The following is a 14,858-nucleotide window of genomic DNA, read 5'->3' as shown; positions in this document are numbered from 1 at the left end:
CACCTACGGTGGCTCGCTAATAGACGACTTTTTTACTTTATTTTCTTAAACTGATGCCTATGCGTCATTGCGAGATCACGTAAGTTAGGTCGTGGCAATCCACTATTTATTAAATAGGATCGTTTCGTTCGAGCTTTGCTACTTTTTGCAATGACCAGTCGGGTTAGCATTTTTCTAATTTTAACATTATATCGCATATACAATGAATAATCAAAAGTTTATCAGAAATTTTTCAATCATCGCTCATATTGATCATGGTAAGTCTACTTTAGCAGACAGGTTAATTGAATATTGTGGAGGATTGGTAGCTCGAGAAATGAGTCAGCAGGTACTTGACTCAATGGACATAGAAAAAGAGCGGGGAATTACTATCAAAGCACAGACTGTTAGATTAGTTTATAAAGCCAAAGATGGTAATACCTATTATCTAAACCTAATGGATACTCCTGGTCATGTGGATTTTTCTTATGAGGTTAGTAGGTCACTCGCTGCTTGTGAAGGCTCATTATTAGTGGTAGATAGTAGCCAGGGTGTTGAGGCACAAACTCTCGCAAATGTTTATCAAGCGATTGATAATAAGCATGAAATTGTTCCTGTACTCAATAAAATTGATCTACCAGCCGCTGATCCTGATAAAGTCAAACAACAAATAGAGGACGTAATTGGTATAGATGCAAGCGATGCATTATTGATTTCGGCAAAGAGTGGTATAGGAATAGAAGAAGTACTTGAAGCAATTGTTAATAGACTACCCTGTCCTGCAACTAATCAAACAGATATTTTAAAGGCATTATTGGTTGATAGTTGGTACGATTCTTACCTAGGAGTAGTAATTTTGGTTAGAGTTATCGATGGAACTTTACGCAAAAATATGCGTATTAGGATGATGGCTAGCAATTGTAGTTATAATGTTGAGAATGTTGGGTATTTTACTCCTAAGAAACATATATCAGATATTTTATATTCAGGAGAAATAGGGTTTTTTACTGCTTCAATCAAGCAAGTTGTCGACTGTAAAGTTGGTGACACAATAACTGATGAAAAAAGACCTTGTAAGGAGCCTTTGCCTGGTTTTAAGCCACATTTACCGGTAGTATTTTGTGGATTATATCCTTCAGACGCTTCACAATTTGAGCATCTAAAAGATTCTTTAGCTAAATTAAGGCTTAACGATGCTAGCTTTGAATTTGAAGCAGAAAGTTCAACTGCCTTAGGATTAGGATTTCGCTGCGGTTTCTTGGGGTTACTACATCTTGAAATAGTGCAAGAAAGACTGGAGCGTGAATTTGATCTTGATATGATAACTACTGCTCCTAGTGTGGTTTATAAGATTAATATGCGTGATGGACATCAATTAGAAATACATAATCCGGCTGACTTACCTGTTACTCAAAATATAGAATCAATGTTAGAGCCTTGGGTTAAGGCAACAATATTAGTGCCAGATGAGTTTTTAGGTAATGTTTTATCTTTGTGTACTGATAAAAGAGGAGTACAAATTGAATTAACTTATGTCGGTGGTAGGGCTATGGTAATTTACCGATTACCGTTAAATGAGATAGTATTTGATTTTTACGATAAGTTAAAAAGTTACACAAAAGGCTATGCTAGCTTTGATTGGGAAATGGATGGTTATGAGGAAAGTGATTTGGTAAAATTATCTATTTTGGTTAATAGCGAGCCAGTTGATGCTCTATCTACTATAGTACATCGGTCACGATCAGAATATCGTGGTCGAGAATTGTGTAAACGCCTTAGCGATTTAATCCCAAGGCAATTATTTCAGATCGCTATTCAAGCTGCTATTGGTAGCAGAATAATCGCTAGAGAAACCGTTAAAGCAATGCGTAAAGATGTTTTATCTAAATGCTATGGTGGAGATATAACTCGTAAACGTAAATTATTGGAAAAGCAAAAAGCTGGCAAAAAACGTATGCGTAATATTGGTAATGTTGAAATTCCGCAATCGGCTTTTATAGCTGCTCTTAGAATAGGAGATGAGTGATATAGCTACCCTGATTGACTATAGTTATAAAAAGATTGACTCACCGACAAGTTAATATAATATAAATTAAAGCTTATGAGGTATTATTATGCTAAAAAACTATACATGTGTAAAAGGTACTGTGTTAGAGGATTTAGAAGATAGTACAAAACACACAATGACTCACCATAATTTTATAGTGCAAGCTAACCAACTAGACTATCAAGTAAATATAGATATTCAGTCTGATTCTAGAGCTAATGTTAAACTATACTATGTCGATCAGTTGGATAATAATGAATTGTTAACTAATTTAGCTAAACTAGGAAATGAGGGATTATTTCGCTTAGATAAGTTAAATCAAGCCTATAGACTTGATTATTTTCGCAGTGGAATTTTGCCAGTAGATTATTTAAAGAATACTTTAGCAAAATCATGGCAAGAAATTTCATCTTTGCTAGACATGCATATTATCCGTGGTACAAAGATATGTATTTTAGGTGAGTCTTATGATGATACTGAAACAAGGGAAGTAGTACCTTATGGATTACAGCTAAAACAACAACATTCTCAACTTCCTCCTAGAGGTATACATGATATACATCTGAATCAGGGGAACTATAACCCACACAGTAAAGATAATGGCATTTATCAAGATGGGGCTATATTCATAGAAACCCCTAATAATAGTATTAAAGCCTTTTTCTTCATGTTTGATGAACAATCTTTGAATACTGATGATTCAGGCGATCCTGTTGATGATGAGTGAATTGACTAACCCGACTTGTCATTGCGAGAAGACCTTAAGTCCTCAAGCCGTCATTGCGAGGAGGCGTAAACCGATGAAGCAATCCAAGAAAAAGTGAATAGAAATGGATTGCTTCGTCGGTCTGGCGACCTCCTCGCAATGACAGTCGGATTAGTTATAAATATAATAAAAGCGAAAAAGAAAAATTTATATGAAAAATTATAGAATTGAAACCGATTCATTTGGAGAAATCAAAGTAGACGATCAATTTTACTGGGGGGCGGGAACTCAAAGGTCTCTTGAGAATTTTAAGATAGGCGAGCAAAAAATGCCTATTCAGTTGATTAAGGCACTAGCAATTTTAAAAAAATGTGCAGCAAAGGTCAATAAAGAATTAGGCGATCTTAAGCCTGAGATATCAGAAGCAATAGATCAAGCTACCTCTAGAATATTAAAAGGGGAATTTGATGATCAATTTCCTTTAGTAGTATGGCAGACTGGCTCTGGTACTCAGACTAATATGAATATCAATGAGGTAATAGCCTCTATTGGTAATGAACAATTAGTAGGCAAGAAGGGTGGTAAATCGCCAATTCATCCAAATGATCATGTAAATATGGCACAATCATCCAACGACTCGTTTCCAACTGCTATGCATATCGCAACCATACTCGCTAGTAAACAACAATTAATTCCAGCATTAACCAGCCTACATTCGGCGTTAAATACCAAAGCTACAGCTTGGAATAATATAGTTAAGATAGGACGCACTCATTTGCAGGACGCTACGCCAATAACGCTTGGGCAAGAATTTTCTGGTTATGTAACGCAAATAGCCTATGCCATAGAACGAGTTGAGGAGTCACTAAAAAGAGTATATTTTTTAGCCCAAGGTGGAACTGCAGTGGGGACTGGTATTAATTGTCGTAAAGAATTTGCTGTAAGATTCTCTGATCAAGTTGCTGCATATACCAACTATCCTTTCAAAAGTGCTGCTAATAAATTTGAAGCATTAGCTACTCATGATGCATTAGTAGAATTTTCTGGTACTCTAAATACCATAGCAGGAAGTTTAATGAAAATGGCTAATGACATCAGGCTATTAGGATCGGGACCAAGATGTGGTTTTGGTGAATTACATTTACCGGAAAATGAGCCTGGTTCTTCAATTATGCCAGGTAAGGTTAATCCAACACAAATTGAAGCATTGACTATGGTTTGCGTGCAGGTTATGGGCAATAATCTTGCAGTAGCTATAGCCGGATCAAACGGTCATCTTGAATTAAATACCTTTAAGCCGGTTATAATATATAATATTTTGCAGTCAATAGAGTTGATTTCTGCTAGCATCAATAGTTTTGTTACGCATTGTATTGAAGGTTTAGAGCCGAATATAGAACGTATTAATAAGCTGAGAGAGCAATCGCTGATGTTAGTGACAGCCTTAAATCCGCATATAGGTTATGATAATGCGGCAAAAGTTGCAAAAAAAGCCTATCAAGAAGGTATAACTTTAAGAGAAGCTGCTATAAAATTAAATTTTTTATCAGGTGAGGAGTTTGATCGCTTAGTGGTAGCAAAAAATATGGTATAATTAGACTGATGCTCTTTATGAAATATATTTTATGGTAGAAATTTTCAGATTCTTTATTATACTAAAAACAATTTATATTTAACAGGTAAAATATTATTATGGCTTTACATCTCAAAGCACCAGAAAATGTAATTCTTAAACCAATTATCACAGTATTTGGTGTTGGAGGAGCTGGTGGTAATGCAATAAATAATATGCTACTTGCCAAATTGCAAGGAGCAAACTTTGTTGTTGCCAATACTGATGCCCAATCACTCGAACATTCCTTATGCGACAACAAAATACAGTTAGGTGTTGCGATTACTAAAGGTCTTGGAGCTGGTGCGTCTCCAGAAATCGGGGCTTTAGCAGCTGAAGAATCAGCTGACGAGATTAAGGGGCATTTAGAAGGTAGCAATATGGTGTTTATCACTGCCGGTATGGGTGGAGGTACTGGTACAGGTGCTTCTCCGGTTGTGGCAAAGATTGCTAAGGAGCTAGGAATTCTTACTGTGGGGGTAGTTACTAAACCTTTTCATTTTGAAGGAAAACATAGAATTAAAACTGCTGAACAAGGTTTACTAGAACTACAAAGATTTGTTGATACTTTGATAGTAATACCGAATCAAAATTTATTTCGTATAGCAAATGAAAATACTACCTTTGCCGATGCCTTTAAAATGGCAGATGATGTATTACATGCCGGAGTCAGAGGGGTTACTGATTTGATGATCATGCCAGGTCTGATTAACCTAGACTTTGCTGACATTAGAACAGTGATGAGCGAAATGGGTAAAGCTATGATGGGTACGGGAGAAGCATCTGGTGAGGATAGGGCGGTTAAGGCAGCTGAAGCGGCTATCTCTAATCCACTATTAGATCATAACTCAATGCGTGGTGCTAGAGGGGTGTTAATTAACATTACTGGTGGTGCGGATATGACCTTATTTGAGGTTGATAGTGCGGCTAATAGAATTAGAGAAGAAGTAGGGGATAGTGATGCTAATATTATTTTTGGTTCAACGTTTAATCAAGAATTAAATGGTGTTATTCGGGTATCGGTAGTTGCTACTGGTATTGATGCTGATCAAGTTATAAGCAACAAACCCCAACCTATTGAATCAGTAACTAGTAGTCCTGCAAGTTGTGAACAAGTAGCTAATAACCCTAATTTAACAGAGACAATCATTTTAGAAGAAATTCCAGATTTTGCCCAATATACTGGTGAAAAAGCTAGTTTAGTAGATTCTGGAGTACAGCCTTTAAACTTAAACGTTCAGGCGACATCAATTAATATACCAAATCAGCCAACTATAAGTAGCAATGATGCCAAAGCATCTTTACTCAGTAGAATGTGGAATTCACTAAAATCCAATACTAATCAAAATCAAGAGCAAATCAAAAACCATATTCCTCCAATTTCTCAAAAGAGCGATGTAGACGTTGATATCCATGATATTCCAGCTTTTTTAAGGAAACCAAAATAATAGAATACATTAGTTATCTTGAAATATATCAAGTAGCGTGCTATAATTCTCACTTATTGTTCTTAGGCTATGTAACAAAATTTAAATTATTAATATAGCTTAGCGATCGATATAAATTAATATATGATAGTGTATAATTATGGCTGAAGTTTTTTTTAATGGTCCTGCTGGTCGGATTGAAGGGCTGTATACTAAATCTAGCGATTCTAAGGCTCCACTTGCTTTGGTATTACATCCACATCCACTTCACGGTGGCACTATGAATAACAAAGTGGTTTATAATGTATATAGAACACTAGTATCGAATGGATTCACAGTACTCAGAATTAATTTTCGAGGAGTTGGACGCTCTCAAGGAGAGTTTGATAATGGTATTGGGGAAATGACTGATGCGGCGACAGCACTTGATTGGTTGCAGCTTAACAATCCTACAGGTAGTATAAATTTAATAGCAGGCTTTTCTTTTGGAGCCTTGATAGCCATGCAACTTATCATGAGAAGACCAGAGATTAATAATTTTATTATGGTATCCCCACCAGTAAATAAATATGATTTTTCCTTCTTGTCTCAATGCCCTATTTCCGGTTTTGTAATACAAGGGGACAATGATAGTATTGTGTCAGAAGAATCAGTACTTGAACTGGTAGGAAAGCTGTCTAAGCAGAAACATATAACTGTCGACTATAAGCTCATCCATGGAGCCGATCATTTTTTTCGGAACAAAATTGGTGAATTTACCCAGGCAATTAGTGATTACTTACAATTAAGGTTATTAAATAATAAAGTTACTCATTTAAATAAGGACTTTCTTACTGAAGGAAAATTAGCAAAAAAATCTCTTCAAAAGGTTTTCTTAGATTAACTGCAATTAGCCACTGGTTATAAGTTATAGTCAATTAACCTGAATTAGTGCCGAATAAGCACCCATCATACTGTCATTGCGAGGAGGCATAAGCCTCCGAAGCAATCCATTTTAATAGTTTTTTGGATTGCTTCGTCGCCACTAAAGTGGCTTCTCGCAATGACGCTGAAGCTAAATACTAATAGGATTTATAACGTTGCTAATTCAAGTTAATTCACTATAATCTGGTTGGAGTAAATAAAGCATTAAAAATAGCAATGAATGAATAAGTGGAAATATTAATGGAAAATTATGATATAGCAATTATTGGCGGTGGGCCTGGTGGTTATGTTGCGGCAATTAGGGCGGCACAACTAAATAAAAAAGTTGTGTTGATTGAGAGAGAGCATTTAGGAGGGGTTTGTTTAAATTGGGGATGTATACCAACAAAAGCACTACTTAAATCAGCTGAATTATTTCAGAAAATTAAGCATGCTCAAGATTATGGTATTATAGTCAATGAACCAAGCTTTGACTTAAAAAAAATAGTACAGCGTTCTAGAGATATATCGACGCAGTTAACATCTGGCATTAAGTCCTTACTAAAGAAAAATAAGGTTACGGTAATTGATGGCACTGCTGTACTTGGAGCTGGCAAAGTGGTAAATATTGATAGTAACGGTCAAAAAATTTCAATTAAAGCACAAGATATAATAATTGCTACAGGTGCAAGAGCTAGGATTTTAAATGGATTTAAACCAGATGGTAAGCAAATTATTACTTCTAAGGAGGCTATGATTTTGGATAAATTACCAAAATCTATGATTATAGTTGGATCAGGAGCGATTGGTATAGAATTTGCCTCATTTTATAACTCTTTAGGAACAAACGTCACCATAGTTGAAGTACAAAATAGGATTTTACAAGCTGAAGATGAAGAAATTTCTTTAATGGCACGAAAAATTTTTGAGAAAAAGGGTATAAAAATTCATACTAATAGTAAGTTGTTAAATCATAGCCAAACACAAGATCATGTTATGATTGAAGTTGAGATAGAAGGTAAGAACCACAAAATACAAGCTGAAACTTTGCTTATGGCAGTTGGTATAGTTGGCAATACGGAAAATCTTAATTTAGAAAAAACTAATATAAAAATAGATAGAGGTCATATTGTTACCAATCAGTTTATGCAAACTGATGAACAAGGAATTTATGCAATAGGTGATGTCACATCTCCCCCGTGGCTTGCACACAAGGCAAGTCATGAAGGTATTATTGCTGTAGAAACTATTGCCGGTCTTAAAGCTCATCCTCTAGAAAATCGTAATATTCCAGGTTGTACTTATTCCTCACCGCAGATTGCTAGTGTAGGGCTTACTGAAGAACAAGCGAAAAAAGCTGGTTACCAAGTGAAAATTGGCAAATTCCCATCTATCGCTAATGGGAAAGCCCTGGTTGATGGGTGTACTGAAGGGATGGTTAAAACAATATTTGATACAAAAACTGGGGAATTGCTAGGGGCGCACTTGATAGGCGAAGAGGTTACCGAGCTAATTCAAGGTTATGTAATTGCTAGAACTATGGAAGGTACAGAGCTTGATTTAATCAATACCATTTTCCCTCACCCAACTTTATCGGAAATGATGAGTGAGTCAGTATTGCAGGCCTATGGTAGAGCCATTCATATTTGATTTATTTTTTTCTAAATATACTTAGTGGTAAGGATAGATTGTGTTATAAGTACTATTTGTTACTCCCGCGAAGGTTTTGTGTCATTCCCGCGTAGGCGGGAATCTAGCCCCCTGCTTACGCAGGGGTGACAAGAGAGGCGGATGACAAGAGAGCAAGAATAACAACTTGCAATTAAATTTAAATATGAGGTACAGGCAATGAGTAAGATGAATGCTGAGGATTATGAAACTTTTCCACGAAAGCGGCGAATAAATATCGTTATGCGGCATGGTGTATCATTTGGCTCGGCATTGGCTATGGCTATTTCGTTTAACATCAACCACTCTGTGTTATGGGCAGTCTTACATGGTTTGTTTTCATGGCTTTATGTGGTTTATTATTGCTTGTCTTATTAGAGTTTTATGGATGTAACAGTATAATGATCAATAATAAATTAGTACAAAATTATACTTCTGCGTTATTTAATAATGCACTAGCTAATGCTTTGGAAGATAAAATATTTGAGCAGATTAAGATTATTGATCAGCTTATCAATGATAATGCACAAATCAAGGAGGCGATATTTTCTCCTATAGTGAAAAATATTGATAAATGTAAAATAATTGAATTAATTGCAAAAAACTTTAATGTTGAATCTACAGTTAAGCAGTTATTATTAATATTACTAAAACATTCACGTATGCCTATTTTATCAAATATAGTTGTATTGTACCAACAATTACTTAATAAAAGTAGAAATATTAAGATGGTAACAATCACTTCTGCTAAAATTTTGCATAGTGAAGAAAAACAATGGTTAACAAAACATTTAGAAACTGATTTTCAGCAGAAAGTTGCGATAAAATTTAGTCAGAATCAGTCAATTATTGGTGGTATTATTATACAATATGATAGCGTAGTTAGGGATTACTCTATTGATGGAATGTTAAAAAAGATAATAAAAACCTTAAAAACTACAAAGATTTAGGTTATATAGATAGTTAGAAATGGATTGCCACGATCACTATATGGTCTCGCAATGACGTTTGGTAAAATCTTTTCGTCATTGCGAGAAGCCACTTTAGTGGCGACGAAGCAATCTAGGAAAGTGATTAGAAATGGATTGCCACGACCACTTATATGGTCTCGCAATGACGTTTGGTAAAATCTTTTCGTCATTGCGAGAAGCCACTTTAGTGGCGACGAAGCAATCTAGGAAAGTGATTAGAAATGGATTGCCACGACCACTATATGGTTTCGCAATGACGTTTGGATTAAAAATTATTAAATAAGATTTACGAGGTAAATAATTATGGGTTCTTCCCAAAAATTAAAGGCTGTTGAACTTGCTGAAGTACTAAAAAAAGAAATTGCTAATATTGAACAATTTAGCGATTTACAAGAAGTAGGGCAAGTTATAACAGTTGGAGATGGTATAGCTAGAGTATACGGTATCGATAATGTAGGAGCTGGTGAGGTAGTTGAGTTTGCCTCGGGGGTGAAAGGTCTTGCTCTTAATCTTGAAACAGACTCGGTAAATATCATATTGATTGGTGACGATCGCGAAGTAAAGCAAGGAGATTCGGTCAAAAGAACTGGTAAGATTATACAAGTACCAGTCGGTAAAGCATTGCTTGGTAGGGTCGTTGATGGTATGGCAAGTCCTATTGACGGTAAAGGCGAAATTATAACTGATAGCTACAGGAATATAGAAGAAAAGGCTCCGGGGATCATTTCTAGACAAAGTGTTAAAGACCCGGTGCAAACGGGTATCAAAGTGATTGATTCCCTAATTCCTATTGGTAGAGGTCAGCGGGAGTTAATTATTGGTGACAGGCAAGTAGGAAAAACGGCTATTGCCATCGATACGATTATTAACCAAAGACAAGCTCATCTTGATGGCGATGAAAAAAATAAGATTTATTGTATTTACGTAGCTATTGGTCAAAAAAGGTCGACTGTCGCACAGGTAGTAAAAAAATTGGAAGATTCAGGGGCTATGGAATATACAGTAGTTGTTGCAGCCACCGCCTCTGATCCTGTTGCGTTGCAATATGTGGCACCTTACACTGGCTGTAGTATTGGTGAGTATTTTCGTGATAATGGCATGCATGCATTAGTTATTTATGATGATTTGAGTAAACATGCTGTTGCCTATAGACAAATCTCTCTATTGCTCAGAAGACCACCAGGGCGTGAAGCATATCCGGGAGATATATTTTACCTACATTCTAGGTTACTGGAACGAGCAGCAAATATGTCGGATAAAGATGGTGGGGGTTCTCTTACGGCTTTGCCGATTATTGAGACCCAGGCAGGTGATGTTTCTGCATATATTCCAACCAATGTTATATCAATTACTGATGGACAGATTTTTTTAGAGAATGAACTATTTTATAAAGGTATCAGACCGGCGGTAAATATTGGTATATCAGTGAGTAGGGTAGGATCAGCTGCTCAAGTAAAATCTATGAAACAAGTAGCAGGAAGTGTCAAACTTGAATTAGCCCAATTTAGGGAATTAGCCGCTTTTGCTCAGTTTAGTTCAGATTTAGACAGCTCAACTAAGCAGCTTATCTCACATGGTACAAGGTTAAGTGAGATATTGAAGCAGGATCAATATGCTCCCTTCTCTGTTGAAGAACAGGTAGTAAGTCTTTATGCTGGGGTGAAAAATTATCTCGATAATATTCCTGTTGAGTTAGTAAAAGAATTTGAGCTTAAATTACTCCAAGAAATAAAGCTTAAAGAAAACGATATTTTATTATCCATTAAAAATCAGGGGCAAATCATTAAAGAAACGGAAGAAAAGTTAAAATTTTTCTTAGAAGAATTTGTACAGAACTTTCTTACTGACAATAAAGTTGGGTAGCTATGTCAGGTTTAAAACAATTAAGATCTCGTATTAAAAGTGTTAAATCAACGCAAAAAATTACTAAGGCTATGCAAATAGTCTCGGCTACCAAATTTACCAAAGCCAAAAGCCAAATTAAGGACTCAGAAGATTATATTGAGATTTTGCGGAATACAATGTCTAATGTAGCATCTAGGAATAATTTGCAAAATATGACTGAAGAAGAAAAAAAATTCTTTTCAAGTGATGTAAATATAAATAAGCCTCATTTATTGGTAGTAGTTACCTCGGAACGCGGTTTATGTGGTTCTTTCAATTTTGCAGTGTTCAAACAGGTGAAATTTGATATTGCAAATTTGGAAAATGCTGGTAAACAAGTAAGGCTTATTATTATTGGTAAAAAAGGCTACGATCTATTCAAATGGCAATATTCCCATTATATTGACAATTATTATGATTTTCCCAAATATCATAATAATAATTTGGCATTTCAGATTAAAGATAAAATAACGGAGATGGTGGATAGTGGTAAAATTAGCAGTTGTCAGATATATTTTAATAAATGTAAAAATGCTATAACCCAGATTGCCACTAAACAGCAAATATTACCAATTGAACAGCAGCTATCTTCAAGTGAGCAATACTCAAGTGAGCAGTATTTAAGCTATGAATATGAAGGCGAGGGGCTTGTTTTGAATATGATTAATCTTTATGTAACCGCACAAATTAATTATGCTCTACTACAAAGTAGAGTTAGTGAAGAAGGAGCTAGAATGACAGCGATGGATAATGCCACAAAAAATGCTAATGAGCTTATTAATAAGTTAACATTAACGCTGAATAGGTCTAGACAAGATATAATTACTCGGGATTTAATTGAAATTATTGCAGGAGCAGAAGCTATATAAATTAATTAGGTTGCTGGATGCTCATTGTGAGCGAATGGATTGCTTCGTCGGCTCACGCCTCCTCGCAATGACGTTTGGTAAATCAGTTCCGTCATTGCGAGCGAACGTATGTGAGCGTGGCAATCCATAAAGGTAATTAGAAATGGATTGCTTTGTTGTTACTAAAGTAGCTTCTCGTAATGACAATTAGGGTCTAATTTACTATAGATAGACAAATATAATGTAAGGTAAAATATGACAAAAATTATTGGCAAGACTATTGGTAAGATTGTGCAAATTATCTCAGCTGTGGTTGATGTACAGTTTATTAATGATGCTAAATTGCCGAAAATTCTTAATGCACTTGAATGCTATAATAATGGAGAAAAGGTGATATTAGAAGTATCGCAACATATCGGAGATGATATTGTTAGATGCATATCTATGAATCCAACAGAGGGGTTAGTAAGAGGTCAAGAGGTGGTAGATACAGGAGATACCATTAAGGTACCTGTTGGCACGGCAACACTTGGGCGTATAATGAACGTAATTGGTATGCCGATTGATGGAAGAGGTAACATTACTTCAACTAAATCTGCTTCAATTTACCACTCAGCTCCCAGTTTTGTTGATCAATCAACGGAAAAAAACATTTTGGTTACAGGAATTAAAGTCATTGATCTGTTAGCTCCTTATTCAAAAGGAGGAAAGATTGGGTTATTTGGTGGTGCTGGGGTAGGAAAAACAGTATTAATTATGGAGCTTATTAATAATATCGCCAAAGCTCATGGAGGATATACGGTTTTTGCTGGAGTTGGAGAAAGGACTAGAGAAGGCAATGATTTGTATCATGAAATGATTGATTCCAATGTAATTGATCTAGAAAATCCAGAAAAATCTAAAGTAGCTCTGGTTTATGGGCAAATGAACGAACCGCCCGGTGCAAGGGCTAGAGTTGCTTTAACTGGACTCACTATAGCCGAAAGTTTCAGGGATTTAGATGGCGGACAGGATGTCTTGTTTTTTGTCGATAATATTTTCCGATTCACTCAGGCTGGTTCTGAGGTATCAGCCCTTTTAGGTAGAATACCTTCGGCAGTGGGCTATCAACCAACATTAGCAACTGATATGGGTGAGTTGCAAGAACGTATTACTTCAACAAAGTTTGGATCAATTACTTCGGTACAGGCTATTTATGTGCCAGCCGATGATCTAACTGATCCTGCTCCTGCTGCCTCTTTTACTCATTTGGATGCAACGACTGTACTTAGTCGACAAATTGCTGAGCTTGGTATTTATCCGGCAGTAGATCCACTCGATAGCGGTTCACAATTGTTAAGTCCGGCAATTGTTGGAGAAAAACATTATTTAGTAGCTCGAGAGGTACAAAAAGTTTTACAGACATATAAGTCGCTACAAGATATCATTGCCATTTTAGGAATGGATGAGTTGTCGGAAGCAGATAAATTAACTGTTACCAGAGCCAGGAAAATACAACGATTTTTATCCCAACCTTTCCATGTTGCCGAAGTATTTACAGGTATGTCTGGAAAGTTTGTCAGTTTAGCTGATACTATTGAAGGGTTTCAAGGTTTGGTTTCTGGCAAATATGATCATTTACCAGAAGCAGCTTTTTATATGATAGGTAGTATTGATGAAGCAGTAGAGAAAGCTGAAATGCTTAAAGAGAAAATTGCATAAATGGATTGCATAAATGAACAAAATAATTAGGGTTAAAATTGTAACACCTACAAGTATTGTATTTGACCAGGAAGCTCAAGAAGTAACAATGCATGGAGAATTAGGAGAATTTGGTGTTTTACCTGGTCATGAGTTACTGATTTCTAGTTTAAAAGCTGGTTTAACAAAAATAACAGTAGGTAATTCTGTATTAAAGTATTTTGTTTATTCGGGATTAGCTGAAGTTACTAAGACCAACGTTAATATAGTAACTGAATTTGCTGTTGATACCAACAACTTACAACCCCATGAAATAGCTGAAAAGATAGTATTGTTAAAAAAAGAAATAAGCGAAGAAAAGGGTGAGACAAAGAATGATATTATAAAATTAGATATAGCTAGATACGAATCTTTACTAGCTTGTTTTGAGTAAGTATGTCATTATATAGCTAACATTACCGTCATTGCGAGGAGGGGTGAAGTCCGAAGCAATCCAAATTTATCGTTTCCCTGGATTGCTTCGTCGCCGTAAAGCGGCTCTTCGCAATGAGGTTTGGGTAAGGCACTTCTGTCATTGCGAGCGAACGTACGTGAGCGTGGCAATCCATGAAGCTTATCATATGGATTGTTTCGTCGTGTTTACACACTCCTCGCAATGACGTAGTTTGCTAGTTAACACAACTACTTTTACTACAGTAAAAGATAAACATCAGGAGATATATTATGTTTATAGAAAATGCCTATGCAGATGACGATACAATATCAATCAAAGAAACTGTAGAAGTAGTTCCAGCAGCACCTGAATCATCTATGCAGTCAGTATTAACAAGCATGGTGCCGATGGTATTAATTTTCATTGTATTTTATTTTTTCCTAATTAGACCGCAAGAAAAACGTCGTAAGGAGAAAGAAAGTGTGGTGAGTAGCGTAAAAAAGGGCGAAGAGGTAGTAACTAATAGCGGAATCTTTGGTATAGTCAGCAAGATTAACGATACTGACAACACAATAGACCTTGAAATATCTGAAAATATACGAATCAAAGTTTTAAAATCTGCAATACTCGATATTACAAGTCGTCATAAAAAAGAAGCTATAGCTGTTAATAAAAGTAAAAAAGACAAAGGAAAATAGCT

Annotated in this window: 12 protein-coding genes; all 12 read left to right on the top strand. The window is 35.8% G+C overall.

What is annotated here, in order from left to right; all coding sequences use genetic code 11:
• Positions 1-202 precede the first annotated feature (202 nt).
• The 12 genes from lepA (at position 203) to yajC (ending at position 14,856) form a co-directional block, all read left to right on the top strand.
• Positions 203-2,005: a translation elongation factor 4 gene (lepA, locus tag AAGD20_RS01655; protein ID WP_094648628.1), complete on the top strand. Its 1,803-nt coding sequence runs from the start codon at positions 203-205 to the stop codon at positions 2,003-2,005.
• An 88-nt stretch (positions 2,006-2,093) separates the two neighbouring features.
• On the top strand, positions 2,094-2,753 hold the full coding sequence (locus AAGD20_RS01650; RefSeq protein ID WP_341749163.1) for a DUF2278 family protein: 660 nt from the start codon (positions 2,094-2,096) through the stop codon (positions 2,751-2,753).
• A gap of 190 nt (positions 2,754-2,943) precedes the next feature.
• Positions 2,944-4,326: a class II fumarate hydratase gene (gene fumC / locus AAGD20_RS01645; RefSeq protein ID WP_341749162.1), complete on the top strand. Its 1,383-nt coding sequence runs from the start codon at positions 2,944-2,946 to the stop codon at positions 4,324-4,326.
• Between the two features lie 98 nt (positions 4,327-4,424).
• Complete coding sequence (gene ftsZ / locus AAGD20_RS01640) at positions 4,425-5,792, top strand: cell division protein FtsZ (RefSeq protein WP_341749161.1); 1,368 nt, start codon at positions 4,425-4,427, stop codon at positions 5,790-5,792.
• A gap of 139 nt (positions 5,793-5,931) precedes the next feature.
• Positions 5,932-6,654 (top strand): alpha/beta hydrolase, encoded by a 723-nt coding sequence (locus AAGD20_RS01635; RefSeq protein ID WP_341749160.1) that lies wholly within the window; start codon positions 5,932-5,934, stop codon positions 6,652-6,654.
• Between the two features lie 281 nt (positions 6,655-6,935).
• Positions 6,936-8,324, top strand: coding sequence for a dihydrolipoyl dehydrogenase (lpdA, locus tag AAGD20_RS01630; protein ID WP_341749159.1), 1,389 nt, complete (start codon positions 6,936-6,938; stop codon positions 8,322-8,324).
• A 332-nt stretch (positions 8,325-8,656) separates the two neighbouring features.
• A complete protein-coding gene (atpH, locus tag AAGD20_RS01625; RefSeq protein ID WP_341749158.1) occupies positions 8,657-9,292 on the top strand; it encodes an ATP synthase F1 subunit delta in 636 nt (211 codons plus the stop codon).
• A 324-nt stretch (positions 9,293-9,616) separates the two neighbouring features.
• On the top strand, positions 9,617-11,176 hold the full coding sequence (gene atpA / locus AAGD20_RS01620; protein WP_341749157.1) for a F0F1 ATP synthase subunit alpha: 1,560 nt from the start codon (positions 9,617-9,619) through the stop codon (positions 11,174-11,176).
• Positions 11,177-11,178: 2 nt separating this feature from the next.
• Positions 11,179-12,066, top strand: coding sequence for an ATP synthase F1 subunit gamma (gene atpG / locus AAGD20_RS01615; protein ID WP_341749156.1), 888 nt, complete (start codon positions 11,179-11,181; stop codon positions 12,064-12,066).
• Between the two features lie 246 nt (positions 12,067-12,312).
• Entirely contained in the window at positions 12,313-13,746 is a 1,434-nt protein-coding gene (gene atpD / locus AAGD20_RS01610) for a F0F1 ATP synthase subunit beta (protein WP_341749421.1), read from the top strand.
• 13 nt (positions 13,747-13,759) lie between these two features.
• The gene (gene atpC, locus AAGD20_RS01605) at positions 13,760-14,158 is read left to right on the top strand and encodes an ATP synthase F1 subunit epsilon (RefSeq protein WP_341749155.1); all 399 of its coding nucleotides are present in this window, start codon (positions 13,760-13,762) and stop codon (positions 14,156-14,158) included.
• A gap of 290 nt (positions 14,159-14,448) precedes the next feature.
• On the top strand, positions 14,449-14,856 hold the full coding sequence (gene yajC, locus AAGD20_RS01600; RefSeq protein WP_094648617.1) for a preprotein translocase subunit YajC: 408 nt from the start codon (positions 14,449-14,451) through the stop codon (positions 14,854-14,856).
• Positions 14,857-14,858: the final 2 nt, after the last annotated feature.

The organism is Candidatus Tisiphia endosymbiont of Sialis lutaria (genome assembly GCF_964026535.1).
In the GTDB taxonomy this organism is placed as follows: domain Bacteria; phylum Pseudomonadota; class Alphaproteobacteria; order Rickettsiales; family Rickettsiaceae; genus Tisiphia.
Note: the sequence above shows the minus strand (reverse complement) of the source record. Positions and strands in the feature narration are given on the sequence as shown.

Coding starts and splice junctions, on each gene's coding strand:
- atpA (WP_341749157.1), top strand. CDS start 9,617: ATGGGTTCTTCCCAAAAATTAAAGGCTGTTGAACTTGCTGAAGTACTA.
- yajC (WP_094648617.1), top strand. CDS start 14,449: ATGTTTATAGAAAATGCCTATGCAGATGACGATACAATATCAATCAAA.
- lepA (WP_094648628.1), top strand. CDS start 203: ATGAATAATCAAAAGTTTATCAGAAATTTTTCAATCATCGCTCATATT.
- fumC (WP_341749162.1), top strand. CDS start 2,944: ATGAAAAATTATAGAATTGAAACCGATTCATTTGGAGAAATCAAAGTA.
- ftsZ (WP_341749161.1), top strand. CDS start 4,425: ATGGCTTTACATCTCAAAGCACCAGAAAATGTAATTCTTAAACCAATT.
- atpH (WP_341749158.1), top strand. CDS start 8,657: ATGGGCAGTCTTACATGGTTTGTTTTCATGGCTTTATGTGGTTTATTA.
- AAGD20_RS01650 (WP_341749163.1), top strand. CDS start 2,094: ATGCTAAAAAACTATACATGTGTAAAAGGTACTGTGTTAGAGGATTTA.
- lpdA (WP_341749159.1), top strand. CDS start 6,936: ATGGAAAATTATGATATAGCAATTATTGGCGGTGGGCCTGGTGGTTAT.
- atpG (WP_341749156.1), top strand. CDS start 11,179: ATGTCAGGTTTAAAACAATTAAGATCTCGTATTAAAAGTGTTAAATCA.
- atpC (WP_341749155.1), top strand. CDS start 13,760: ATGAACAAAATAATTAGGGTTAAAATTGTAACACCTACAAGTATTGTA.
- AAGD20_RS01635 (WP_341749160.1), top strand. CDS start 5,932: ATGGCTGAAGTTTTTTTTAATGGTCCTGCTGGTCGGATTGAAGGGCTG.